The sequence below is a fragment of the Leifsonia sp. Y878 genome (assembly GCF_057669685.1).
Window position 1 is genome coordinate 191,484 of record NZ_JBYHFS010000001.1, and the last position, 25,251, is coordinate 216,734.

Annotated in this window: 23 protein-coding genes; 13 read left to right on the plus strand and 10 right to left on the minus strand. The window is 64.6% G+C overall.

Features of this window, described 5'->3' with window-relative positions; all coding sequences use genetic code 11:
• Positions 1 to 170 precede the first annotated feature (170 nt).
• Positions 171 to 1,460 carry an RNA 5'-3' helicase PhoH2 gene (gene phoH2 / locus AC25Y4_RS00840; RefSeq protein WP_488119499.1) on the plus strand — a complete coding sequence of 430 codons (1,290 nt, stop codon included), beginning with the start codon at positions 171 to 173 and terminating at the stop codon, positions 1,458 to 1,460.
• Between the two features lie 76 nt (positions 1,461 to 1,536).
• Here the strand turns inward: phoH2 and AC25Y4_RS00845 are convergent, their stop codons facing one another.
• The 5 genes from AC25Y4_RS00845 to xseA are packed head-to-tail and all read right to left on the minus strand — an operon-like array spanning position 1,537 to position 5,771.
• Positions 1,537 to 2,952 (minus strand): class II fumarate hydratase, encoded by a 1,416-nt coding sequence (locus AC25Y4_RS00845; protein ID WP_488118478.1) that lies wholly within the window; start codon positions 2,950 to 2,952, stop codon positions 1,537 to 1,539.
• Positions 2,953 to 2,995: 43 nt separating this feature from the next.
• Positions 2,996 to 3,667 (minus strand): carbonic anhydrase, encoded by a 672-nt coding sequence (locus AC25Y4_RS00850; RefSeq protein WP_488118479.1) that lies wholly within the window; start codon positions 3,665 to 3,667, stop codon positions 2,996 to 2,998.
• Between the two features lie 13 nt (positions 3,668 to 3,680).
• Positions 3,681 to 4,337: a DUF4245 domain-containing protein gene (locus tag AC25Y4_RS00855; RefSeq protein WP_488118480.1), complete on the minus strand. Its 657-nt coding sequence runs from the start codon at positions 4,335 to 4,337 to the stop codon at positions 3,681 to 3,683.
• Positions 4,334 to 4,567: an exodeoxyribonuclease VII small subunit gene (locus tag AC25Y4_RS00860; protein ID WP_488118481.1), complete on the minus strand. Its 234-nt coding sequence runs from the start codon at positions 4,565 to 4,567 to the stop codon at positions 4,334 to 4,336. The genes AC25Y4_RS00855 and AC25Y4_RS00860 overlap by 4 nt, the downstream gene beginning before the upstream one ends.
• 1 nt (position 4,568) lies before the next feature.
• Positions 4,569 to 5,771, minus strand: coding sequence for an exodeoxyribonuclease VII large subunit (gene xseA, locus AC25Y4_RS00865; protein ID WP_488118482.1), 1,203 nt, complete (start codon positions 5,769 to 5,771; stop codon positions 4,569 to 4,571).
• A gap of 89 nt (positions 5,772 to 5,860) precedes the next feature.
• Between xseA and AC25Y4_RS00870 the strand changes: the two genes are divergently transcribed.
• Positions 5,861 to 6,913 carry a 4-hydroxy-3-methylbut-2-enyl diphosphate reductase gene (locus AC25Y4_RS00870; RefSeq protein ID WP_488119500.1) on the plus strand — a complete coding sequence of 351 codons (1,053 nt, stop codon included), beginning with the start codon at positions 5,861 to 5,863 and terminating at the stop codon, positions 6,911 to 6,913.
• A gap of 93 nt (positions 6,914 to 7,006) precedes the next feature.
• On the opposite strand, the gene AC25Y4_RS00875 is transcribed toward AC25Y4_RS00870, so the two are convergent.
• Entirely contained in the window at positions 7,007 to 7,621 is a 615-nt protein-coding gene (locus AC25Y4_RS00875) for a DUF6264 family protein (RefSeq protein ID WP_488118483.1), read from the minus strand.
• 9 nt (positions 7,622 to 7,630) lie between these two features.
• Positions 7,631 to 8,656, minus strand: coding sequence for a class II fructose-bisphosphate aldolase (fbaA, locus tag AC25Y4_RS00880; RefSeq protein WP_488118484.1), 1,026 nt, complete (start codon positions 8,654 to 8,656; stop codon positions 7,631 to 7,633).
• A gap of 141 nt (positions 8,657 to 8,797) precedes the next feature.
• Between fbaA and glpX (AC25Y4_RS00885) the strand changes: the two genes are divergently transcribed.
• The 3 genes from glpX (AC25Y4_RS00885) (at position 8,798) to AC25Y4_RS00895 (ending at position 12,521) form a co-directional block, all read left to right on the plus strand.
• Complete coding sequence (glpX, locus tag AC25Y4_RS00885; protein WP_488118485.1) at positions 8,798 to 9,754, plus strand: class II fructose-bisphosphatase; 957 nt, start codon at positions 8,798 to 8,800, stop codon at positions 9,752 to 9,754.
• 208 nt (positions 9,755 to 9,962) lie between these two features.
• Positions 9,963 to 10,895 (plus strand): class II fructose-bisphosphatase, encoded by a 933-nt coding sequence (glpX, locus tag AC25Y4_RS00890; RefSeq protein ID WP_488119501.1) that lies wholly within the window; start codon positions 9,963 to 9,965, stop codon positions 10,893 to 10,895.
• A 48-nt stretch (positions 10,896 to 10,943) separates the two neighbouring features.
• A complete protein-coding gene (locus AC25Y4_RS00895) occupies positions 10,944 to 12,521 on the plus strand; it encodes a helix-turn-helix domain-containing protein (protein WP_488118486.1) in 1,578 nt (525 codons plus the stop codon).
• On the opposite strand, the gene AC25Y4_RS00900 is transcribed toward AC25Y4_RS00895, so the two are convergent.
• Positions 12,505 to 13,011, minus strand: coding sequence for a PPC domain-containing DNA-binding protein (locus tag AC25Y4_RS00900; protein WP_488118487.1), 507 nt, complete (start codon positions 13,009 to 13,011; stop codon positions 12,505 to 12,507). The two genes, AC25Y4_RS00895 and AC25Y4_RS00900, sit on opposite strands and share 17 nt — an antisense overlap.
• A 453-nt stretch (positions 13,012 to 13,464) precedes the next feature.
• Here AC25Y4_RS00900 and AC25Y4_RS00905 point away from each other — a divergent pair, with 453 nt between their 5' ends.
• From AC25Y4_RS00905 to AC25Y4_RS00925, 5 genes are all read left to right on the plus strand, one after another.
• Positions 13,465 to 14,682, plus strand: coding sequence for an amidohydrolase family protein (locus AC25Y4_RS00905; RefSeq protein ID WP_488118488.1), 1,218 nt, complete (start codon positions 13,465 to 13,467; stop codon positions 14,680 to 14,682).
• Positions 14,683 to 14,783: 101 nt separating this feature from the next.
• Entirely contained in the window at positions 14,784 to 16,367 is a 1,584-nt protein-coding gene (locus AC25Y4_RS00910) for an ABC transporter substrate-binding protein (RefSeq protein WP_488118489.1), read from the plus strand.
• Between the two features lie 46 nt (positions 16,368 to 16,413).
• The gene (locus tag AC25Y4_RS00915; RefSeq protein ID WP_488118490.1) at positions 16,414 to 17,472 is read left to right on the plus strand and encodes an ABC transporter permease; all 1,059 of its coding nucleotides are present in this window, start codon (positions 16,414 to 16,416) and stop codon (positions 17,470 to 17,472) included.
• Positions 17,469 to 18,266 (plus strand): ABC transporter permease, encoded by a 798-nt coding sequence (locus AC25Y4_RS00920; protein WP_488118491.1) that lies wholly within the window; start codon positions 17,469 to 17,471, stop codon positions 18,264 to 18,266. Before AC25Y4_RS00915 ends, AC25Y4_RS00920 begins: the two co-directional genes overlap by 4 nt.
• Positions 18,263 to 20,032, plus strand: coding sequence for a dipeptide ABC transporter ATP-binding protein (locus AC25Y4_RS00925; RefSeq protein WP_488118492.1), 1,770 nt, complete (start codon positions 18,263 to 18,265; stop codon positions 20,030 to 20,032). Before AC25Y4_RS00920 ends, AC25Y4_RS00925 begins: the two co-directional genes overlap by 4 nt.
• Here the strand turns inward: AC25Y4_RS00925 and AC25Y4_RS00930 are convergent.
• Both AC25Y4_RS00930 and AC25Y4_RS00935 read right to left on the minus strand, forming a co-directional pair.
• Entirely contained in the window at positions 20,003 to 21,400 is a 1,398-nt protein-coding gene (locus AC25Y4_RS00930) for a DNA recombination protein RmuC (protein ID WP_488118493.1), read from the minus strand. The genes AC25Y4_RS00925 and AC25Y4_RS00930 overlap by 30 nt on opposite strands.
• Before the next feature lie 173 nt (positions 21,401 to 21,573).
• Positions 21,574 to 22,191 carry an exonuclease domain-containing protein gene (locus AC25Y4_RS00935; RefSeq protein ID WP_488118494.1) on the minus strand — a complete coding sequence of 206 codons (618 nt, stop codon included), beginning with the start codon at positions 22,189 to 22,191 and terminating at the stop codon, positions 21,574 to 21,576.
• A 108-nt stretch (positions 22,192 to 22,299) separates the two neighbouring features.
• Between AC25Y4_RS00935 and ychF the strand changes: the two genes are divergently transcribed.
• The 3 genes from ychF (at position 22,300) to AC25Y4_RS00950 (ending at position 25,214) form a co-directional block, all read left to right on the plus strand.
• A complete protein-coding gene (ychF, locus tag AC25Y4_RS00940) occupies positions 22,300 to 23,373 on the plus strand; it encodes a redox-regulated ATPase YchF (protein WP_488118495.1) in 1,074 nt (357 codons plus the stop codon).
• Positions 23,374 to 23,502: 129 nt separating this feature from the next.
• Positions 23,503 to 23,883, plus strand: a complete 381-nt coding sequence (locus tag AC25Y4_RS00945; protein WP_488118496.1) for a hypothetical protein — start codon at positions 23,503 to 23,505, stop codon at positions 23,881 to 23,883.
• Positions 23,884 to 24,539: 656 nt separating this feature from the next.
• On the plus strand, positions 24,540 to 25,214 hold the full coding sequence (locus AC25Y4_RS00950) for an SDR family NAD(P)-dependent oxidoreductase (protein WP_488118497.1): 675 nt from the start codon (positions 24,540 to 24,542) through the stop codon (positions 25,212 to 25,214).
• Positions 25,215 to 25,251: the final 37 nt, after the last annotated feature.

Consider the following 25,251-nt stretch of genomic DNA (forward strand, 5'->3'; position numbering starts at 1 on the left):
TGCACATCAGGTATGGCGCCTGATCGAGACGGCCACATAAGTACGGCTCGATAACCCGCCCGTGGCCAGCTCGCCGAAGGATCCGCGCAGAGCGCGGGGTGGGAGTGGTTGTGGCCTCGAATCGAACCGACTACCAGAACGCTGACTCGTCAACAGCGGATGTTGGCACTATCGAGCGCACATACGTGCTCGACACGTCTGTCCTGCTTTCTGACCCGCAGGCGATCTTCCGATTCGCCGAACATTCAGTGGTGCTTCCCGTTGTCATAATCACCGAACTGGAGTCCAAACGGCACGACCCTGAGATCGGCTATTTCGCCAGGCAGGCGTTGCGCAATCTCGATGAACTGCGCATCAAGCATGAGCGACTCGACTTCCCGATCCCCGTCGGCGACGGCGGTAGCCTGCGGGTGGAACTGAACCACTCGAACATGTCAGTGTTGCCGTCCGGTCTGCAGCTGGGTGACAACGACTCACGCATCCTCGCGGTTGCGATGAACCTGGCCCATGACGGGCTGAACGTCACCGTGGTCTCGAAAGACCTCCCGCTGCGCGTCAAGGCAGCATCCATCGGCCTGGCGGCGGAGGAGTACCGGCATGAGCTCGCCGTTGACTCCGGCTGGACGGGCCTCGACGAGATCACGCTCGGCTCCAACCAGATCAACGAGCTGTACGACAACGAGATGATCCACACCCGGCTCGTACAGGACATGCCGATCAACACCGGCCTCGTCATCCACTCCGACCGCGGCTCTGCGCTCGGACGCGTGACGGGCAGGGGAGAGGTGAAGCTCGTTCGCGGCGACAGAGATGTCTTCGGGCTGCACGGCCGCTCCGCCGAGCAACGGCTGGCCATCGACCTGCTGCTCGACCCGGAGATCGGCATCCTGTCGCTGGGAGGAAGCGCAGGGACGGGGAAGTCCGCGCTCGCACTCTGTGCAGGACTTGAGGCCGTGCTCGAACGCCAGCAGTACAAGAAGATCATGGTGTTCCGCCCGCTCTACGCGGTGGGCGGCCAGGACCTCGGTTACCTGCCTGGGGACGCCAGCGAGAAGATGAACCCGTGGGGTCAGGCGATCTTCGACACGCTGGGCTCCGTGGTGTCTGACAACGTGCTGAACGAGGTGGTGGAGCGTGGCATTCTCGAGGTGCTGCCGCTCACGCACATCCGCGGTCGTTCCCTGCACGATGCCTTCGTGATCGTGGATGAAGCGCAATCGCTGGAGCGGAACGTCTTGCTCACGGTGCTCAGCCGCATCGGCCAGAACTCGCGGGTGGTGCTCACCCACGATGTGGCCCAGCGCGACAATCTGCGTGTCGGCCGCTTCGACGGGGTCGCCTCGGTCATCGAGGCGTTGAAGGGGCATGCGCTGTTCGCCCACATGACGCTCACCCGCTCGGAGCGGAGCGCCATTGCAGCCCTCGTCACCGAGATGCTGGAGGGCAACGAGCTGGCGTAGACCACCACACACGAATCGAGCCTGCCGACTCCCTTCCGGGATCTCGACAGGCTCGACGTGTGTGGTGCGTTGGTGACTACTTGGCCTGCGGCGGACGCGTCATGCTCAGCACGTCGAGCGCCGTGTCGAGCTGCTCGAGCGTGACCTCGCCGCGCTCGACGAAGCCGAGGTCGATGACGGCCTCACGCACGGTCAGGCCGGCGGCAACGGAGTGCTTGGCGACCTTGGCTGCAGCCTCGTAGCCGATCACGCGGTTCAGCGGCGTCACGATTGACGGCGACGACTCTGCGAGGGCACGCGCACGCTCCACGTTGGCCTCGAGGCCGTCGACAGTCTTGTCAGCCAGCACGCGGGTGGCGTTGGAGAGCAGGCGGATCGACTCGAGCAGCGCTGTACCCATCACCGGGATGGCGACGTTCAGCTCGAACGAGCCTGATGCGCCGGACCACGCGATGGTGGCGTCGTTGCCGATGACGCGGGAGGCCACCATGAGGACTGCCTCAGGGATGACCGGGTTCACCTTGCCAGGCATGATCGACGACCCAGGCTGCAGGTCGGGGATCGACAGCTCGCCGAGGCCGGTGTTCGGGCCTGAGCCCATCCAGCGGAGGTCATTGCAGATCTTCGTGAGGCTGACGGCGATGGTGCGAAGGGCACCGGATGCGTCGACGAGGCCATCGCGGTTGGCCTGCGCCTCGAAGTGGTCGCGTGCCTCGGTGATCGGCAGCTCTGTTTCGTCGCAGAGCAGCTGGATGACGAGCTGCGGGAAGCCGGCCGGAGTGTTGATTCCGGTACCGACGGCGGTGCCGCCGAGCGGAACCTCAGCGACGCGGGGGAGAGCGGTGCGCACGCGCTCAATGCCGAGCCTGATCTGCCTGGCGTAGCCGCCGAACTCCTGCCCGAGGGTCACAGGGGTGGCATCCATTAGGTGGGTGCGACCGGCCTTGACGACCTCGGCCCACAGTACGGCCTTGGCCTCGAAGGCCACAGCGAGGTGGTCGAGCGCCGGGACCAGATCGTCGATCAGTGCGGCGGTCACCGCGATGTGAACGGATGTCGGGAAGACATCGTTCGACGACTGCGAGGCGTTGACGTGGTCGTTCGGGTGAACGCTGCTGCCGAGGATGCGTGACGCCAGCGTCGCGAGCACCTCGTTCATGTTCATGTTCGAGGAGGTTCCGCTGCCGGTCTGGTAGACGTCGATCGGGAACTGGCTGTCGTAGCGGCCGGAGATGACGTCATCCGCTGCCGTTGCGATGGCGTCGGCAATGGCCGCGTCGAGCACGCCGAGACGCGCGTTGGCCTGGGCTGCAGCCTTCTTGATGCGAGCCAGGGCCGCGATCTGGGCTGATTCAAGCACCGATCCGGAGATCGGGAAGTTCTCGACGGCACGCTGCGTCTGGGCGCCGTACAGCGCGTCGACGGGAACACGCACCTCGCCCATCGTGTCGTGCTCGATCCGGTATCCGGCTTGTGAGGAGTTGTCCACCACGGTGTGATTTCCCTTTCGGTTGTAGCGCGTTTTGTAGGCGGCGCTAGCGCGCCTGGATATCGCCGATGACGATGTCTGTGTCGGCACGTCCTTCGACGAGTCGGTAGTTCGCGCCGACGATAGCCAATGTACCTTCTGCGATCGCGGCGCTGATGAGCTCTGATTTCTCCAGCAGCTCGGCGACGGTGTCGCGCAGGTGTTCGCGGCCCACTGCTGAGGCGTCGACCGTGGCTGCATCGATGTGCACGGTGTCGGTTGCACCCGTCACCCGTCGAACGGCCGGCACGATCTTCTCGATGATGGTGCCGATGTGCACGGGCAGTTGAGGGGCATCCGCTGCCTGCGAGTCGATGGCGGCACGCACCGCACCGCATTCGTCGTGGCCGAGCACCACGATGAGGGGAACCTGAAGCACACCGACGGCGTATTCGAGCGAGCCGAGTACGGAGTCTGAAATGACCTGGCCGGCGTTGCGCACGACGAACAGGTCGCCGAGGCCCTTGTCGAAGATGATCTCTGCAGCTAGTCGCGAGTCGCTGCAGCCGAACAGCGCGGCATGGGGGGCCTGGAAGTGGCCGAGCTCTTCGCGGCGGTCGACGTCCTGGCGCGGATGGCGCGGCTCGCCGGCAACGAAGCGCTCGTTGCCACGACGCATCTCCTCCCACACCTGGGCGGGAGTTCGTTGCGGAGTGGAGGTCTCTTCCTGATCAGGCATTGCTCTCTCTCAATTATTCGGCCGCGGCAATGTCGGCGGTGAGTGAACTCGCCAGCACGGCGAACTCCTCTTCGACGGCGGTGCCGATCAGCAGGTAGGTGGTGGTGCCGGCCTGGGTCACCAGGGCGTAGTCGAAATTGCCGCGGTCTTTCGCCGGAACCGTGTTGCGGTAAACGTCCCAGGTGATGCCGTCGATGACGGTTGTCTCGACAGCGGCCTGGCGCTGCAGCTGGTCGGCGATCCAGCTGGGGTCGGCGTCGAACGCCTGGGTCAGCCCGATGAACTGGTCGGTCGGGGTGAGGAAGCCAATGTTCCACGACTCGACGCCGCCTGAACCGGATGCCGTGCGCCAGTCTGCCGAGTTGGCTCGCCATCCGTCTGGCAGGGTCGGATCGGCGATGGGCTCTTCGACACCGGGCTGCAGCTGGGACGCGGTGGCCGAGTAATCGACGTCGCGGTCGATCGGGGTGTCGCTGCGGGGAACGGCGAGCACGATGATGAACACCATGCCGACAGTGACCAGCAGCGACAGGACCAGATTGTTGATCGTCTTGTGTGCGCGGTACTTGCGCGAGTTCTCTGTCAGGCGCGCTGCGGTTTCGTCCGGCGTCTCAGGTCGACCGAGTTCTGCAACAACGCGAGGAGGCTTGGGTGCTTTCACCGTGCTCATTCCGCTGCGGCCGCCTGGCCGGCGCGCGCGGCGTCGAGACGGGCCTTGGCGCCGATCAGCCATTCCTCGCAGCGGCTGGCCAGTGCCTCGCCGCGTTCCCACAGGGCCAGCGACTGCTCAAGTGTCGAAGAGCCCTGTTCCAGCTCGTTGACCACGCGGACCAGTTCGTCACGCGCCTGCTCGTAGCTCAGGGCGGTGATGTCGTCTGCAGGCTTACTCATGGGATCCATTCTATTTCGACGTAGCTGTAAGGGTTCCCGCAGCGAGGGTGAGCCGGAGGTCTGTGCCACTCGGCGCCTCTGCGGGGTCTTGCAACACATGGCCGCTCGGCAGCTGCACGATCGCGTAGCCGCGATCCAGCGTTCCCTGCGGTGACAACGCGCGCAGCTGCGACCTGAGCTCAACGATCTGGGTGCCTGCGCGGTCGATGATGCGTTCGACCAGCTCGGTTCCGCGGGCCACCGTGCGGGTGAGCTCTTCGGAGCGCGAGTCAACGATCCACGTGGTGTTGCTCAGTACGGGGCGGCTCCGTAGCTGCGAGATGCGATCGATCTCCGACGACAGGAAGCTGGTGAGCCGGTTGGACAGACGTGCCTTCGCCTGCTGCACGCGGTTGAGCTCGTCTGAGACGTCTGGAACGACGCGCTTGGCGGCATCCGTTGGCGTGGATGCACGCAAATCGGCGACATCGTCGAGCAGAGGGCGGTCGGCTTCGTGTCCGATTGCGCTGACGATGGGTGTCGTGCAGGCCGCAGCGGCACGCACCAGGGTCTCGTCGCTGAAGCCAAGCAGATTCTGGAAGTCGCCGCCACCGCGGGCGATGATGATGACGTCAACCTCGGGGTCTGCATCCAATTGACGGATGGCGGTGGTCACTTCGCCGACCGTGCGGTCACCCTGCACAGCGGCGTGCACCACCCGGAAGTTCACGGCAGGCCAGCGCAGTTGGGCGTTGCGGATGACGTCTTTCTCCGCGTCGGAATCCTTGCCGGTGATGAGGCCGATGCAGTGCGGCAGGAACGGCAGCGGCTGCTTGCGCGACGCGTCGAACAGGCCCTCGCTCTTCAGCTGTGCCCTGAGGCGTTCGAGTCGCTCGAGCAGGTCACCGAGGCCGACATGCCTCAGCTCGAACACCTGCATGGTGAGCGATCCGCCCTTGACCCAGTAGTTGGGCTTGACGAGGGCGATGACCCTGTCGCCCTGCTTGAAGTTCTCAGAGAGCTTCGCCTTGACCGACGACCAGATGGTGAAGCTCACCGTCGCATCTTCGTTCAGGTCTTTGAGCTTGCCGTAGACGTTGCCGCCGCTCACGCCCCACTGGGTGACTTCACCCTCCACCCACGCGGTGCCGAGGCGGTCGATGTAGCCGCGAATCTTGTTGGAGAGGAGCGCGACCGGCCATGGCGCATCGAGGGTGGGTGGTGCGTCTGTCATACGGTCTTCCTCCCACGGGCTGTTCAGGCGTGCCCGCATAGACTGGGGTTGTGAGCATCAGTACAAATTCGCCAGTGATCGGCCTTGGCATGCCCCGAATTATGAGCGCGCCAGGCAGACTCAAGGATACCCCGGTCGTCGGACACAAGCGGGTGCTGCTCGCAGCGCCCCGCGGTTACTGCGCCGGCGTCGACCGCGCGGTCATTGCCGTCGAGAAGGCCCTTGAGCACTATGGCTCGCCCGTCTACGTGCGCAAACAGATTGTGCACAACATCCACGTGGTGACCGAACTGGAGAAGCAGGGCGCGATCTTCGTCGACGAGGTCGATGAGGTGCCCGCCGGCTCCCACATCGTTTTCAGCGCGCACGGGGTGTCGCCCGCCGTGGTCAATGCTGCTGCAGACCGCGGCCTGCAGGCCATCGACGCCACCTGCCCGCTGGTCACCAAGGTGCACCGCGAAGCCGTGCGCTTCGCCCGTGACGACTTCGAGATCCTGCTCATCGGCCACGAAGGCCATGAAGAGGTCGAGGGTACCGCCGGTGAAGCCCCCGAACACACGACGCTCGTCGGCAGCCCGGACGAAGCAGACACCATTGTCGTGCGCGACCCGAACAGGGTCGTCTGGCTGTCACAGACCACCCTCAGCGTCGACGAGACCATGGAGACGGTTCGCCGGCTGCGCGCCAGGTTCCCGAACCTGCAGGACCCGCCGAGCGATGACATCTGCTACGCCACCCAGAACCGTCAGGTTGCCATCAAGAAGGTCGCGAAGGATGCCGATCTGGTGATCGTCGTTGGGTCGGCCAACTCGTCGAACTCCGTGCGCCTCGTTGAGGTTGCACTCGAGTACGGTGCGAAGGCCGCATACCGCGTTGACTACTCCAGCGAGGTCAAGCAGGAATGGCTCGACGGCGTTGAGACTGTCGGTGTGACCAGCGGGGCATCCGTGCCAGACGAACTGGTGCAGGAACTGCTGCGCGACCTCGTGGACGCCGGCTACGGCGACGTACAGGAAGTCAAGACCGCAGAGGAAGACCTGATCTTCTCGCTCCCCAAGGAACTGCGGAAGACGCGCAGCGGCGCAACGGATGAGCGTGCTCTCGGTGGCCGCACCAGCAGCGCTCCTGGCTGCAACGACTAGCGGTCACCGGGTCTCGAGACGGCCGTGAACGGCCTCCTCGACCAACGGGTCTCCGTTGGTTGAGGAGGCCGCCAGGCCGTCTCGAAACCAGATCTACAGCTGGCCGTAGAAGTCCAGCAGCGTCGAATCCGTGGTCAGCACAAACGTGAGGAACACGAAGATGGCGATGAACGACACCACCCCGCCGATCAGCGGAATGTAGAACGCCCGTCGGCGACGCAGCGTGACCAGTACTGACACCACAGCAGTGACGACCCAGAGGGCGCCCTGTGTGATGACGCCGGCCAGGATCAGAGTCGCGACGGATGCCGCAGCTGTGTATGTGCCGAGGCCTTCCTGCGTGTACAGCATCTGCAACGCCTGCGGAATGGAATTCAGCACCGCGACGGTGAAGAAGGTGCCGAACAGTCCGAGTACCAGGAGCGCCAGCGTGACCGGCCGATCCCAGGCTGGTGCAGCGGGCTTTGCGGCCTGGACGCCGCCGAACGGTGCGGCGTGAGACGCCACACCGTTCGGCGCGCTCGGCGCTGACACGGGAACCCGATCCGGGTGCGCCGAAGAGGGCGCATCCGTGGCATCCGCTGCCGGAGCGGCGGGCGCCGGTGGCTGCCAGGTCCACCCTTCTGGTGCGAGCTCGCCGTAGCGTGGTTGCGGGCGGGAATCTGCCGGGGGCTTGTCTGGCCCTGACGATCCTGGGTTCTGTGTCATAGTCATCCGTTAGCTGTTTGAGTGCCCGGCAGAGCCGAGCTGGCGTGTCGATTCGACGACGCGAGCGGCCATGGCCGATTCTGCGACCTTGCCCCAGGCGCGCGGGTCGTACAACTTCTTGTTGCCGACCTCGCCGTCGACCTTCAGTACGCCATCGTAGTTCTTGAACATGTAGTCAGCGATGGAGCGAGTGAAGGCGTACTGGGTGTCGGTGTCGACGTTCATCTTCACGACGCCGTTGGCGACTGCTTCGGCGATCTCGGCATCCGTTGAGCCTGATCCACCGTGGAAAACGAGGTCGAGCGGCTTGGCAGCTGTGCCGTACTTGGCCTGGATGCCGTCCTGGATGCCCTTCAGCAGCTCTGGGCGCAGCTTCACGTTGCCCGGCTTGTACACACCGTGCACGTTGCCGAAGGTGAGGGCTGCCATGTAGCGGCCCTTCTCGCCGAGGCCGAGCGCCTCGACCATGGCGATGGCGTCGTCAAGGGTTGTGTAGAGCTTGTCGTTGATGTCGTGGCTGACACCGTCTTCTTCGCCGCCGACGACACCGATCTCAACCTCGAGGATGGCGTTGATCGCCTGGGTGCGCTTGATCATCTGCTCAGCGATTTCCAGGTTCTCAGCCAGCGGCACGGAGGACCCGTCCCACATGTGCGACTGGAAGATCGGGTTGCGACCGGCCTTGACCTCTTCTTCTGAGGCGGCGATGAGCGGAAGCACGAAGTCGTCGAGCGCGCCCTTCGGGCAGTGGTCGGTGTGCAGCGCGACGGTGATGGGGTAGTTGTCGGCAACGGAGTGCACGAAACGAGCGAATGCCAGCGCGCCTGATGCGCGGTTCTTCACGGTGTGGCCCGCGAAGTAGTCAGCGCCACCTGTCGTGACCTGGATGATGCCGTCTGAGCCGGCTTCGGTGAGTCCCTGCAGCACGGCGTTGATCGACTGCGACGACGAGACGTTGAAGGCGGGGTATGCAAAGCCCTTGTCCTTGGCCTTGTTCAGCATTTCTGCGTACTGGTCGGGGGTTGCGATGGGCATTGCTTCTCCTCTGAAGTGCGAACGTGCGCTGTTATCACGCGCTTTTATAGTGCCTACTTTTCAAATTCTATTGATCGTGGAAGCCTTACGCCTGCCGAAAGGCCGAGTAGCGGGAATGATAGGACTGTGCCAGAGCTGACGATGCCAAATGAACTCCTGCTGCAGGTGCTTGCCGTGACGGAGGCCGCAGCGATAGCGGCGACCCCCTTTGTCGGTGGCGGCGACAAGAACGCGGTTGACGGCGCGGCCGTTGCTGCCATGCGACTCGCCTTCGAATCGGTGCCCATCGACGGTGTGATCGTGGTGGGAGAGGGGGAGAAGGACGAGGCGCCGATGCTGTTCACGGGCGACCGTGTCGGAACGAAGGCCGGGCCGCTCGTCGATATCGCTGTTGATCCCGTCGATGGCACCGCGCTGGCCGCCTACGAACAGACAGGGGCAATCGCCGTCATGTCGCTGGCGCCACGCGGAACGCTCTTCGACCCAGGCCCCGTCTTCTACCTGGAGAAGTTGATCAGCTCACGCGACACCCATTCGCTGACACTGGATGTGCCGCTCACCGAGACACTGCAGATGATGGCGGTTCAACTGGACCGGCCGCTCACTTCGCTCCGCGTCGCGATCCAGGAACGGGCACGGAACAAGCCCTATGCGGATGCCGTGCGTTCCGTCGGCGCGCACGTCGTCACCTTCCGTGACGGTGACGTGGTCACCGCGCTGCGCGCTGCGCAACCGGATGGCGGCATCGATCTCCAGGTGGGCATCGGCGGTGCGCCGGAGGGAGTGCTGACCGCTGTCGCCGTTCGTGCGCTCGGCGGTCAGATGGAAGGCAGGCTCGCGCCGCAATCCGAGGAGGAGACGCGGCTGGCCACCGAACGCGGGTTCGACATCGGCCGGGTGCTCCGACTCGACGACCTCGTGTCGGCCGACGGGTACTTCTTCCTTACTGCTGTCACAGAGACGACGGGGATCACCCCGGGCATTGACCTGCGGGAGGTGCGCCTGCACGGCGAGCGTGCGCATACAGAATCTGTGATGATCTCGCCGGGTGGCGGCATCCGTTTGGTCTCACGGCAGCGGATGGGATCGTCGCTCTGAACTCTCGATACCTGCACGCATGTGCACGGTTTGATTCCAGTCGGGGCCCCGAGAGGGCGGGCGAGTAGGCTGATCCTGGCGGCACTGAGAGCTCAGCGCCGGCCCAACGAAGGGCTCCGCCACATCACACGACTCGTCCGGGAAGGACCATTTAGTGACCAGCTCAGACTCCGCCACGCTCTTCGAGCACCCCGACCGCAACCTTGCGATGGAATTGGTGCGTGCCACAGAGGCCGCAGCCATTCGCGCAGTGCCATTCATCGGCCGTGGCGACAAGAACGCCGCTGACGGCGCTGCCGTCGACGCCATGCGCAAGTTCCTCGGCACCGTCAACTTCGACGGCGTCATCGTCATCGGCGAGGGCGAAAAAGACAAGGCGCCGATGCTCTACAACGGCGAGCACGTCGGCAACGGCCGCGGCCCGTCCTGCGATATCGCTGTCGACCCGATCGACGGCACCAGCTTGACCGCCGCCGGTCGACAGAACGCCCTCTCGGTGATCGCCGTCTCTGACCGCGGCACCATGCTTGACGCGTCATCCGTCTTCTACATGGACAAGATCGCCACCGGTTCCATCGGCCGTGGCGTCGTGAGCCTCGACCAATCGGTGGGCGACAACATCCGCGAGTTCGCCAAGGCCGCTGGAAAGCCGGTCGGTGAGATTGTCGTTGCTGTGCTCGACCGTCCGCGTCACATGGGCCTGATCGACGAGATCCGCTCTGCCGGCGCCGGCACGCTGCTGATGCTCGACGGCGATGTGGCCGGTGGCATCAACGCCGCCCGCTACGAGAGCCGCATCGACATGTGCATCGGTATCGGTGGCAGCCCTGAGGGCATCACCACCGCCTGCGCTCTGAAGGCCATGGGCGGATACATGCAGGCGCGTCTGGCGCCGGGCACCGACATCGAGCGTGCCAACGCCAAGGCTGCAGGGCTCGACGTCGACAAGCTGCTCGAGATCAACGACATGGTCAGTGGAGACAACACCTTCTTCGTCGCCACCGGCGTCACGGACGGCGCCCTGGTCGAGGGTGTTCGCCGCGTCGGCCCGATGATTCGCACCGAGAGCATCGTGCTGCGTTCGCGTTCAGGCACACAGCGTCGCGTTATCGCGGAGCACCTCGCAGAGAAGTGGCTGTAACCCCAGAATGACCGGAGGCGGGAACCGGCCTGAGATGAGTGCGAGCCGGTGAACGTCTCCGATCTCCTGGAGCAAGCAGAGCTGGGGTTGAGCCTGATCTGGGCGACCCCAGACCTGCTCGCGCTGTCGGTCGACGGCGCGTACATCGTCGACCTGCCGAGCCCCGGGAACTTCCTGTCAGCAGGAGATCTCGTGCTCACCGGCGCGCTGTGGGCGCAGGGACCGGAGAGCGCAGAGCTCTTCATCTCAGAGTTGGCTGGCAAGAAGGTACCGGCCGTCGTCGTCGGACGCATCGTGATCGGTGAGGTGCCCGAGTACGTCGAGAGCGCCTGCCGTCGCTGGGGTGTGGCCTTGCTGACGGTCTCGAAGACCGTGTCGTTCAAATCGATCGCCCAGTTCATCGAATCCTCGGTGGCCACCGGGCACTGGCCGGAATTCTCCCGCGGTGTTGGCTTCGACCGGAAACTGCTCGACACGCTCGCGTCTGGCCCAGGCGCCCAGGGGGCACTGGACCTCTTCTACCAGGATTTCGCTGTCGGATGCTGGGTGCTGGAGGCCGGTGGCGCCATCACGGCTGTCGTCGGCGCTGATCCCAGCGTTGAGTGGCGGGCCGCGGTCTGGAACCGGATGCTCGGATCTGGCAGGGGAGTCGCCGTCGTCCCCGACGAGGAGGGTCGTCCGTCCTCCGTCTGGCCGATCATCGCCGACGGCGATCACCCGGCCGGGTACCTGGTCTGTTCTGGCGATCATCGTGAGTGGCCTGCCGACCTGGAGCGCGTCATCCGCACCCTGATTGCCGTGGTGCGCGTTGAACTGGAGCTGGCCAACTACCGCCGCTCCATCGAACTCGAGCAGGTCGGCGAGCTCGTCTCGATGCTCATCGACGACACAGTATCGCCAGGGGAGGCCTCTGCCCGCCTCCGGCTGCTCGGCATCGACCCGTCGAACCCGATGGTCGTGGTCGCCGCGACTATCGACGACCGCTTCTCTTCGCCCCGCGCCGTGCTCGGGGCGGCCACAGCCCTGGTCGCCGATGAGACGCACACCCTGCTCGGCGCAGAGCGCGGTTCGGAGGCGATCGCACTGATCAGTGGAGATGATGCGACTCCGGAAGGGCTGATCCAGCTCGCTGACACACGCACAGGCGAGCAGAGCGTGATGCTCGGCTCGCGTCGGATGCGTCTCGGAGTGAGCGAGCAGGTCACATCGATCGACCAGCTGGCCTTGGCTGTGTCAACGGCCAGGGGGCGGATGCTGTCGGTCACCGGAACGGGAACCATCACCTGGGGTACCGGCTCGACGCCACCGTCGCATGAAGCGTTGCTCGCCATGCTCCCCGAACGGGCCAGGCGCTCGTTCGCCGAGAGCCTGCTGGCCCCGCTCTTGGACTACGACACCAGCCACGGCTCAGACTTCGTGCTGACGTTGCGCGTGTTCCTCGACTCAGGGGGAGCCTGGCAACAGGCCGCAGGACTGCTGCACGTGCACGTGAACACGTTGCGGTACCGCATCGGGCGCATCGAGGCGCTGACCGATCGCGACCTCGCGACCATGCGAGATCGCGTCGACCTCTACCTCGCCCTATCGATCCTGAACCCAGAGTCCGTCGCTACGCCTGAAAGCTGAGATTCGGGATGCCCCGCGCTGCGGGGTCTGGCACACGGCTGAATCGCGGTGCCGTGACCTCTTCGATGATGACCTCGGTGACGTACTGCACCGTTGCGGCCAGCAGGTGACCCGCATAGGCGGTCGCGGAGTACGACTTGAGGCCAACGGCCACATGCAGGTGCGGAAGCACGCGCCCTGCATCGGCATCCCAGGCGATGGTGCCAGAGCCGATTCCCTCGACGTTGCCGAGATCGACCGCCTTCGGCATCGGTTCGAACTCGTCCTCGACGTGCTCGCAGGTGCCGATCATCGACAGCTCGCTGAACGCGCCGAGGAAGACCGGAAGATAGCCCTGCTCCACATCGTTGTCGCGGCAGAACCGCCCCAGGCAGTCCATCACGTCGTCTCCGGGCTGCAGTACAACGGCAAATCGGCGGCCGGTCGTGATCTCAGCGCTGAACATCAGCGACCAGCAGGGGGTGGATCGACGGGACGGGCGGGGTGACACGGTGCGACACGGTGCTGATTCCTCTTGATGATTGACATTGACGAGTGCGGATGACTGCCCGGCACATCAGCGTCGATGAGGCATTGTTCCGAGCTAATCACAGGCGCATGCAGCGGTACACGGATGATCCGCCAAGGTTCGACGCTCATCGGGTGTGTCCGCGCTGGCGAATCCGACAAAGGACAAGACGTCGGCCAGAGTTTGAAACAATAGAGAAGGGCCTTTCGGATGATCCACCAAACCAACGGGGCATCCGGCCCCCATTCTTCGTAGGTGCTGTCGTAGAGATTGACACCCGCGACGGCTTTACTGAAAGAGCGGCCCAAGGCCGACACCATTTTCCTTTTTCGCGGCAGGGTCGCCGTACCAGTTCTCACACTGAGTCAGCAACAACCGCGGAGGTTCCCCCATGCTCTCGAACACGCCACTCGTGCACGCCCCCGGCCGCCTGTCGTGAGCGTGCTGAGCGAACTCGACGGCATCCAGGTCTGGGATGGCCACACCGCATTGGGAGCCAGCGCGCTCCGCTGGAGTGGCGACAGCATTGTCTCGGTCGAACCTGCAGAGGCTCTGCCGGAGTTCAGCGAGTACAGCGTCATTCCCGGCCTCGTTGACACGCACGTTCACCTCGGCGCGTACGCCGGTGAGCGCACCGTCGACTGGTCGAGCTGGCCGCTGATCACGCCCAGTGAAGAGCGGGTCTTCCACATTGCCGCCAATGCGCAGCGTGCAGCCCGTGCCGGGGTCACCACCCTGCGCGACCTGGCCGGAGACCAGCACCAGATGGCGGTCGCCCGGGTGTTCAACGAGGGAATCCAGCAGGGTCCCCGCGTTGTCGTACACGGCCAGGTCGGCATGACAGCAGGGCACGGCGACCTGTTCATTCCGCGCCACTACCCGCACCGCGACCCTGTCGCAGACAGCCCTGACGAATGCCGCAAGCGCGTGCGTGAATTGGCCAGATCCGGCGCCGATGGCGTGAAGATCTACACCAGCGGCGGCGTCCTCTCCATGGGCGACAAGGTGGGCTGGCGCAACCAGACCGACGCGGAGATCAGCACCACTGTCGACGAGGCACATGCCCTCGGAATGCTGGTCGCAGCGCACACGCACACCGAGATCGGCGTCGAGATCGCGTTGAACCACGGCGTCGACTCTCTCGAGCACGGCACCGGCATCGTTGAAGCGCACTGGGCACGCCTGCTGGAGCGCAACATCCCCGTCGCCCCGACCTTGATGATCAACGATGTCATCGCAGAGGGCCGCGTCGCCGTCACCGCTGAAGCGCAGGAGAAGGCCACCGACGTTGTCGCAGAGCGCAACCGCAACTTCACCGCTGCGGGGCAGGCCGGAGTGCGCTTTGTTCTCGGCACCGACGCCAACGGTGTCTTCGTGCAGTTCGGCGACCAGCTCGAAGAGGTGCGGTTGATGAAGGAGATGTTCGGCTGGAGCGCTGAGCGCGCGCTCGTCTCCGCCACGTCAGATGCAGCGGATGCGATTCGAATGGGCGACACGGTCGGCACCATCGCGCCGTCCTTCGGCGCCGATTTCGTCGTCATCGCCGGACGCCCCTGGGAAGATCTCGACACTCTTCGTCCCGAGAACATCGTGGCCGTCGTTTCCCGCGGCGTCGTCATCTCCGGCGCATTGCCGACGCGACGCGCGTCCTGATCCAGCGCGACCCACGGAGCGCCACACAGTGCGTGTCGCCTCGCATTCCCCACCAATCACGCATCACACGTCACACATCCAGTCCCTCGGAGGGAACCATAGTGAGTAGCAAGACCAACCGAATCATGCGTTTGACGGCCGCCCCGATTGGCGCACTGGTGGCTGTCAGCCTCCTCGCGTCGTGCAGCGCCGGCATCGAGTCGTCCAAGGACAACGTCATCTTCGCCCTCAAGGAAGACCCCACCTGCCTCGACCCGCAGCAGACGACGGTGACGACGGCGCTCAACATCGGCCGTCAGGTGGTCGACTCCCTCGTCGACCAGGACGTGGAGACGGGCGAGATCGTGCCATGGCTCGCGGAGAGCTTCGAATCCAACTCTGACCTCACGGCATTCACCTTCACGCTGAAGGACGGTGTCACGTTCAGCGATGACACCGCGCTGACCAGCGGCGTGGTCAAGGCGAACCTGGACGCCCTGTACGACATGGGCTCAGCGGCATCGCTGGCCTCGCAGTACCTCTCGGGCTATGACAGCGTCGACGTGACCGACGACAAGACCTTCACCGTCTTGTTCTCGCAGCCGAACGCGCAGTTCCTGCAGGGTGCATCGACCATGACACTTGGCCTGGTCTCAGAGGCGACCACGGAAATGACGCCCGAAGAGCGCTGCCAGACCGTGACCGGCGCAGGCCCGTTCGTTTACCAGTCGTACGTGCCGAACGACTCCGTCGTGATCGAGAAGCGCGTCGGCTACGACTGGGCATCGAGCCTGCGCGAGCACACCGGCGAAGCTCTGGTCAACACCATCGAATTCCCGATCATCGTCGAGAACGGCGTGCGTACCGGTGGACTGGACTCCGGCGAGTTCGACATCATCCAGGACCTCCCGTACGCCGATGAGGCTCGCTTCACGACCGACGACTTCAACGTGTACTCGAAGGCCAACCCCGGCATCCCGAACAGCCTCATTCCGAACACGTCACGTCCGATCGTTTCCGACATCGCTGTTCGTACCGCGATGCTGCTCGGCACCGACCGTGCAGAGATCAACGAGGTGGCCGGCTCGACCAGCGGCGTGGCACCGACGAGCGCGCTGACCTCGACGACGCCGGGATTTGCCAGCCAGGCGGATGCCATGGAGTACGACCCGAAGAAGGCCGAGGCCGTGCTCGAGGCGGCCGGCTGGACGATGGGGACCGACGGCATCCGTGAAAAGGACGGCACCAAGCTCTCCGTCGCGGTGACCGCCTTCTACGCGCAGGACGTGCTGGAGGCGACCCAGATGCAGCTCAAGAAGATCGGCATCGACCTGCAGCTGAACATGGTGACCGCTGGAGACTTCTTCGGTGCGATCGCATCGGGCGACTACGACTTCCTCGGTGCAGCCCTCACCCGCACCGACCCCGATGCGCTGCGTGTGCTGTTCTCCGCTGACTCGCAGGCCCGCTGGGCGATTGTCGACGACGCCGAACTGGAATCCGTGCTCGCCGAGCAGGCGACGACGGCTGACACCGACGCGCGCTCGAAGCTCGTCGCCCAGGCGCAGAAGATCATCGTGGACAACGCGTACCTCATCCCGACCCTTGAGACCGTGCAGCTGCACGCCTCGCGGGCCAATGTCGAAGGCCTCACGTTCGACTCCGCCTCCCGCGTGCTGCTCTACGACGTCCGCGTCGCTGAGTAACGCCGCACCCCTTCGGTAACTCATGGAATCAGTAGGAACGTCACCCGTGCAGAGAATTCTGGCGGTGCTGCGATACGTGGCGCCCAAGCTCGTTCAATTCGCCTTCGTGATTTGGGCGACATACACGGTGACGTTCCTGCTGATCCATCTCCTGCCAGGAGACCCGTTGCTCGCCGCGCTGTCGGTGAAGGGCGGGGACGGGACAACCACCGACCCAGCGACACTCGCCGTGCTGCGCGAGAAATTCGGCCTCGACGGCACGCTCTGGGACCAGTACATCGGAAACTTGCTGTCCGCTCTCCGTGGCGACCTCGGCACGTCCATCGCCACCGGTCAGCCGGTTGACCAGATGATCGCCAGGGCGCTCCCCAACACGGCATCCGTTGCCGTGCTCGCGTTGATCTTCGGCGTGGTCACCTCCGTGGTGCTCACCTTCCTGGCCTTCCTCACACCGTCGCGCTGGCTGCGCCAGACGCTGCTGCAGATTCCGCCGCTCGGTGTGGCGATTCCCGCGTTCCTCAGCGGACTCATCCTGGTCAGCGTGTTCTCGTTCTGGCTGGGGTGGTTGCCGGCCTCAGGCACGCGCAACCCAACAGCGGTGATCCTGCCCGCGATCACCCTCGCCCTTCCCATTGGCGCCATCTTCTTCCAGGTGTTCTCCGCCGCGGTCCTCGACGCGATGAGAAGTCCCTATGTCTTCACGGCAGTGACCAAGGGGGTCTCGCCGCGCAACATCTTCCTGCGCCACGTGCTGCGTAACTCCCTACTGCCGTCGATCACCATCCTCGGCCTGTTGATCGGTTACCTCGCCGGCGGCACCGCGGTCGTCGAGACCGTGTTCTCCCGAGATGGAATCGGTCGCCTCACCGTTGACGCCGTGCTTGCTCGCGACGCGACGGTGATCCAGGGGGTCGTCATCGTCGTCGCGCTCGTCTACTCGGTCGTGAACCTGATCGTCGACGTGTCGTACGGCATCATCGACCCGCGCACGCGTGGTGCGCTCGGTCGCCGCACGGCTGCTCCTGCTGCTCCTGCTGCTCCTTCTGCACCTGCACCAGCATCCGCCACTGAAACCGCTCGCGCCCAGGCGGGGATTGAGTCATGAGAAATCTGCAGAAGCCCGGCGTCATCATCGCCGCCCTGGTGATCCTGGCTGCCCTGGCTGCCATGTTCTTCCCGTCGTTGATCGCCACCCAGGATCCGTTCGAGGGTGTCGCCGCCGACAAGCTGCTTCCCCCGAGTTCGACGTACCTGTTCGGAACCGACCACCTCGGCCGTGACGTCTTCTCCCGCGTGGTGCATGGCGCATTCCTCTCACTCTCGTCGGCGGGTGCCGCCGTTCTCGTGGGTGTGACTATTGGAGCGGTCGTCGGCCTGATCTCCGGCTTCATCGGCGGCAAGCTCGACTTCGTCGTCATGCGTTTCGTCGATGTTCTCATCGCCGTCCCCGGCGTGCTGCTCGCCCTCATCGTGGTGGCCGGCCTCGGCTTCGGCCCCTGGTCGGTGGCGCTCGGCGTCGGGCTCGGCGCTGCAGGATCGTTCACCCGCATCATGCGTTCGCAAGTTGTGCGCATTCGCAACGAAGAATACGTCGAGGCGGCGCGCACCCTCGGCGTGCGGTGGCCGTCCATCGTGTTCGAACACGTACTGCCGAACTCGGCGAAGCCGGTCATCGCACTGGCAGCCCTCGAACTCGGCACAGCAATCCTCTCGGTGTCCGCGTTGAGCTTCCTCGGTTTCGGCGCCCAACCGCCGACGCCGGAGTGGGGTGCGCTCGTCTCATCGGGCCGTGACTACGTCGCGACGGCATGGTGGCTGAGCCTGATCCCAGGCGCTGTGATTTTGGTCGTTGTCCTCGCCGTCAATCGGCTGGCGCGTTTGATCGGAGAAGAACGATGATCGTGCAGAAGAGTGATGCCACCGGTTCCCCGTTGCTTCGGGTCAGTGGCCTCCAGATCGAATACTCGAACGGCCGCACCATCACGCAGGCCGTGCGTGGCCTCGACTTCACGGTGGCCAGGGGCTCGATTGTCGCGATCGTCGGTGAATCGGGTTCAGGAAAGAGCACCCTGTCGCAGGCATTGGTACGTCGCCTTCCTGAGGGCGGGCGCATCGTTTCAGGGTCGATCGAATTCGACGGACACGACCTGACGGAGATGCCAGAGCGGATGCTGCGTCGCATCCGCGGGGCCGAGATCGGGTTCGTTCCCCAGGACCCGAGCAACTCGCTGAACCCCCTGCTCAAAGTGGGGGAGCAGATCGCAGAGACCCTGCGTTTGCACCTGAAGCTGAGCAAGCAGGATGCCGCAGCAGAGGCGGTGCGGATCCTTGACCAGGTCGGAATCCAGGACGCCGAAAGCCGGGCGGGGCAGTACCCGCATGAGCTCTCAGGCGGAATGAAGCAGCGCGTTCTCATCGGCATCGCCTGGGCGTGCACGCCACGCCTCGTCATCGCCGACGAGCCGACGAGTGCTCTCGACGTGACGGTGCAGCGGCAGGTTCTCGACCGAATCGAGACGCTCGCCCGCGACCACGGCACCGCCGTGATCCTGGTCACGCACGACCTGGCCGTTGCCGCAGACCGCGCCGACCACATCATCGTGATGCAGCAGGGTCGCATCGTCGAACAGGGCACCCCGGCCGATGTGCTCGGGTCGCCGAGCCACAGCTACACCAGGGAACTGGTGGCCGCAGCGCCCGGGCTCTCGAGTAAGCGCCTGGTTCCGACTGTCATCGACGGCAACGACGTCGCAGCCAACGCAGCACGCACCGGGCTCACCCTCGGCTTCCGGGCTGCCGCACCGACGGCATCCGTTGTGTCGGCTTCGGAGAACATTCTCGTCGTCGACAAACTGACCAAGACATACACGCTGCGCCCCAGTGGAGCGCCTGCCTCGACGTTGACGGCCGTGGATGCAGTGTCGTTCGCCGTGCCGCGCGGCAGCACATTCTCGATCGTGGGGGAGTCCGGCTCAGGTAAGACCACGACCGCGCGGATCGCTGCCCGCATCATCTCGCCCGATTCCGGCACCATCCACTTCGACGGTGTCGACATCAGCGGATTGCGCGGCGAGGAGCTGCGCCAGCTGCGTCGCCGCGTGCAGGTCGTCTACCAGAACCCGTTCGGTTCGCTTGATCCGAGAATGTCGGTCGAGCGCATCATCGCAGAGCCCCTGCGCGCATTCGGAATTGGTACCCGCGCTGAGCGTGCTGAGACAGTTCGAGCGCTGCTGCACGCGGTACGCCTCGACCCGGCACTGGCCGAGCGCAAGCCGGTTCAGCTCTCTGGCGGACAGCGCCAGCGCATCGCCATCGCCAGGGCATTGGCCCTCGGGCCGGAACTGCTGGTTCTGGACGAACCGGTGTCGGCTCTTGACGTGTCGGTGCAGGAGCAGATCCTGCAGTTGCTCGTCGACCTGCAGGTCGAATTCGGGCTCAGCTATCTCTTCATCTCGCACGACCTCGGCGTGATCCGGCAGGTCTCTGATCAGATTGCCGTCATGAAGTTCGGCAAGCTGATCGAGCTGGGCAGCGCCGACCAGATTCTGTCGAATCCGGTCGAGCAGTACACGCGTGAGTTGCTGGACGCGATCCCCGGACGGCGGGTGCGCGACGAGACGCTTTTGCCAGGAGAATTACTCGGCGGCCGCCACCGCTACCGGTAGGTAGTCGTTCTCCGTCCCGTTCTCGGCCCCGAGCTCAGTCCCGAGCTCTGCCACGAACTCTGTCCCGAGTTCGGCCACGAACTCATAGGCGACCATCTCGCGTGGTGTTTCTTCGATGCCGACGAGGGGAGCCAGCACCTTCGACTCGTCGAGAGCGTTGAGCTTGCGGGCGGTTGGCAGCACCTGGCGTTCCATGGACCCGACGAAGCCGTTGTAGTCCTTCACCGTGCGTTCGATCGAGCGACCCAGCTTCTCAATGTGGGTGGCCGTGGTGGCCAGCCGTGAGTAGAGCTCGCGGCTGAGGTCGAACAAGACCTGCGCGTCCTGGGTGAGTACATCCTGCTGCCAGCTGAAGGCGACGGTCTTCAGCACCGACCACAGCGTGACGGGGGAGGACAGCGCGACGCGCTTGCTGAAGGCGAACTCCATGATGGACGGGTCGGCCTCGAGGGCCGACGACACCAGTGACTCGCTGGGGATGAAGGCGATGACCAATTCAGGGGACGCGTCGAGGCCCTGCCAGTACGCCTTACTGCCGAGCGCGGTGATGTGGTCGCGCACGGCCTTGACGTGAGCTTTCATGAGCACCGCGCGCTGGGCGCCCTCCACACCGGTGGCCGTGGCCGGAATCTGGCTGGCTTCGAGGTATGCCGTGAACGGAACCTTCGCATCGACTGCGATGTTCTTGCCGCCGGGGAGATGGACAACCATGTCTGGACGCCCGGCGCCGGCATCCGAGGTGATGCTGGACTGCAGGTCGAAGTCGACCCGTTCGATGAGCCCGGCCGCTTCAACGACGCTGCGCAGCTGGGTCTCGCCCCAGACCCCACGCGTGCTGTTTGCGCGGAGGGCTGACGCCAACGACTCCGCCGTGCTACGCAGTCGTTCCTCTGACTCTGTGGCAGAGCGCAGCTGCTGGCTGAGCTCGCCGTGCTGCAAGCTGCGCTGCGCCTCGAGGTCGGTGACCTTCTTCTGCATGTCGTGCAGACTCTCGCGAACGGGTGCGAGTGCCTGCAGCACGCGGCTCTCCTGCTCGCCCTGTGCGGCGGCTTTCTCCTGCTCGGCGCGCTGGCGTTCGATCAGTTCCCTGTACTGCTGCTGCGCGGCGATGACCTGGCTGCGGAGACCGTCTGAGGTGGCCTGGATGGCCGCGAGTTCTTCGCGCAGCAGCGAGGCCACGGCGGCCTCATTGGAACGCACCGCTGCCAGCTCGAGCTGGTGCCGGGCCTCGACGACGGCGGGAGCCTCGCCGGCGCCAGCACCGTGCGCACCTGAGCTGTGCCGGCGCTGCACGATCACGACGGTGAGCAGCGCGCCGACGAGCGCGCCGATGACCAGGCCGAGGAGAAGACTGAGTACGGGATCCATGGTTCTATCCTCGCAGCGACCACCGACAGAGCCGCGCGGGCAGCACGACCAGCCGCGAATTCAGCCACGCGGGTCGAACGCAGCTACGCGGGTGTTGAAGCTACCGCGCAGCTGCGTTCATGGCGCGCAGCGCGTAGCGCGCAGGGCTTCGAGGAACCTCGGGGAGCAGGGCGTTATCCCAGAGCCATGGGGCCGTGCGTCGAGGCGTGCTCCTTGGTGGCGACCGGGCCGATGGCGCCGATCTTCACGCGGGTGATGTGGGCCAGCTGCTCGATGGTGTCGACCTCATGGCGCTGAGCCGCGTGGATCATGATCGCGGCACAGGCCTCAGAGTCGGCGAGAGCGTCGTGGTGCGCGAAGTCTTCGAATCCGGCGGCCATGGCGGCGACGGGCAGTCGGTAGGAGTCCAGGTGGTACGTGCGGCGTGCGACCTGCAGGCTGCAGACGTAGTTGAAGTCGGGCACGGTGAGTCCAGCGACGGTGGATGCCTTCGAGATCACGCCGAGGTCGAAGCCGGCATTGTGAGCGACAAGGTGATCGCCGTCGGCGAAGGCGACCAAGTCGGGGAGCTGGTCGCCCCAGGTGGCTGCGCCGACGACATCCGCTGGGGTGATGCCATGAATCTTGATATTCCATTCCAAGAATGCGTCGTGCCCTGGTGCGGGTTGAATGAACCACGACGCCCGATCGACGACTTTGCCGTCGTGAACCTTCACGAGCCCGACGGAGCAGGCAGAAGCACTTGAGGAGTTGGCGGTTTCGAAATCGATTGCAGTGAAGTTCAGTGGCACCCTTTCATGCTCTCATGCGGCACTGACAGTCCCGTTCAGGCAGGAAGCGCGCCGTGCGGGTGGTGGCGTTCAGCGCTCCCTCACTCTCAGCCGGTACGATGGACCCTCGTGGCTCTTACTATTGCAATCGTCGGTCTGCCCAATGTTGGCAAGTCCACCCTCTTTAACGCACTCACCAAGAACAACGTGCTCGCAGCGAACTACCCGTTCGCCACGATCGAGCCCAACGTCGGTGTGGTCAACCTGCCTGACAAGCGTCTCGCCGCGCTGGCCGAAGTCTTCGGCAGCGAACGCCTGCTGCCCGCACCGGTGTCGTTCGTCGACATCGCCGGCATCGTGCGCGGTGCGAGCGAGGGAGAGGGCCTCGGCAACAAGTTCCTGGCCAACATCCGTGAAGCGGATGCCATCGCCCAGGTCATCCGTGGATTCGAAGACCCGGATGTCGTGCACGTCGACGGAGCCGTGAACCCGGCCAGCGACATGGAGACCATCAACACCGAGCTGATCCTTGCCGACCTGCAGACCCTCGAGAAGGCCGTCGCGCGCTTCGAGAAAGAGGTCAAGGGTCGCAAGGCCGAGCCGATCGTGCTCGAGACCGCCAAGAAGGCGCAGGAATTCCTCGACGCCGGCAAGCCGCTGTCGGCCTCAAACATCGACCTGGAGCCCATCAAGGAGCTCGGTCTGCTGACGGTCAAGCCGTTCATCTACGTTTTCAACGTCGACGAGTCAGTGCTGCAGGATGCCGGCAAGCTGAAGACCCTGGCCGACCTCGTTGCCCCAGCGCACGCTGTCTTCCTCGACGCGAAGCTCGAGTCCGAGCTGGCAGAACTCGACGACGAGGATGCCGCTGAGATGCTGGCATCCACCGGCCAGACGGAGAGCGGCCTCGACCAGCTCGCCCGCATCGGCTTCGACACGCTTGGCCTGCAGACCTACCTGACGGCCGGCCCGAAGGAAACTCGCGCCTGGACGATCCCGAAGGGTGCCACGGCGCCGCAGGCTGCCGGCGTCATCCACACCGACTTCCAGAAGGGCTTCATCAAGGCCGAGATCGTCTCGTTCGATGACCTGATCGAGACCGGTTCCGTTGCCGAGGCCCGTGCCAAGGGCAAGGCCCGCATGGAAGGCAAAGAGTACGTCATGCAGGATGGCGACGTCGTGGAGTTTAGATTCAACGTGTAGCTCGCTCTTGATCAAGGATTTGTTTTGGCTTGCTCGGCCTGACTTCAGTCATTAGTCCGTGGAGTAGACAAGCTTTGGAGCGCGGTGGTGCTCCGCCTTTCGGCTCACAAGCCATGGTTGTATTGCAGTGTGATCGATGAGAATGACTTTGGCGAGCGTCTAGCCAAGCGCGTAGCGCTCGCGGTCATGGCCCGCTATCCGGCTGCCGCGGTCGAGTTCGTTCCGTGGGCGAGTGGTCGGTGGTTCACCACGGCGACATTCACACCTCCCAATAGTGACGGCGTAATAGTGTCGCTGTGCGCTAACTCCGACTGGTCATTCGACCTTCAGGTCGGGCGTTTCCGCGTTTATGACATGGAGCCTATGGCCGGTACGGAAGATGACCAGGTTTCGCGAATCGTTGAAGCAATTATTCAGCTTGCGCGCGACGGGCTGACTCGCACATGGCTTGATCGTTTGATTGGTGGCGGCAGAGACCGCGTGGCCGGATGGCTGCCCGGAGTTCCGTGAGTCTTGAGCGCAGTTCAAGGCCGCGATCTTGATCTAGTTCTCCAGTGCCCAGAACGTCGCAGCGTTTGAGTTCACTCGGCTAAGTCGGAGTGGGGTGACGGACCTGCGTTGTTCGCCATCACCCGGAACGTGGTGGAGTTCCGCTTCAACGTCTAACTCGTGAGCTCTCAGGACGGCCCCGCCTGCGTTGGCAGGCAGGCAGGGCCGTTTCTGTGTGCGCGCCTAGTTGCTCGTGGGGTGGACGACAGCGCCCGTTGAGCTCGGCCGTGATGCGTAGCGACTCTTGGCTCGCGGCATGCATCGCCGCGTGGTGTGGCGAACCTCCGGGGATTGTCTCCCCGGAGTTCAATGCCGTGAGAAGCGCGTCGAGTCCGGGAATTCCAACCATGTACCCACGGTACCTCGCCGTGATGGCACTGGAGCTGCACACCAGATATATCTCCGTAGTGCAGTCATGTCTCGAATCATCATCCGTTTCCGTAACGAAAACGGGTGGAGTTCCGCTTCAACGTGTAGTCACGCGCACTTCGGAGACGGCCTCTTCTGCTTCGGCAGGCGGGGCCGTTTCTGCGCGCCCGCTACGCTCGCCAAATCGCGTCCCGGTAGGCTTTCGAATGGCGTACCCGCCGGCATCATCGACTGTAAGGAAGCTCACAATGCCAGTCATCGCAATCATCGGAGCTGGACCGGGTCTCGGAGCAGCGGTCGCTCGTAAGTTCGGGCGCGAGGGCTTCTCTGTTGCGCTGATTTCGAGGGACCAGTTGAAGCTCGACGCTTTGGCAGCAGAACTTGAAGCGGATGGTGTGACGGCTCGCGGTTACGCCGCGGACGTGCTGGAGCCGGCGGCGCTCGAAGTCGCGCTCGCGCGTGCCGCCGCCGAATTGGGTCCAGTCGCCACGCTGCAGTACAGCCCACTCCCGTCGCCCGACTACCTGAAGCCGGTTCTTGACTTGACTCCCGAGCTGGCGATGGAAGCGCTGCAGTTCTCAGCGCTCGGTCTCATTCGTGCGGTACGCACAGTGTTGCCGTCAATGCGTGAGACAGGTGACGGCAGCATCATCCTGATCAACGGCGGCACCTCGGTGAAAGCACGCGCCGGCTTCGCGGGAACATCGGTGGCCTTTCCTGCTGAGAGCGCCTACGGCGAGATGCTTCACGACGCGCTCGAGGACGAGGGCATCCGTGTCCGTCAGCTCGTCATCCCGGGAGGCATTCCCAAGCTTCAGCTGCCCAACGGCATCGACGACGTCGCCTCTCGCATCTGGGATCTCCACGCCGCCGCGGGGCCGTTCCGCACCATGCTCATCCCGCTCGAGGACGGCAGGGAGTAGAGGTCCGGTGCGCACCGCGTGATGAACTCCCACTGTT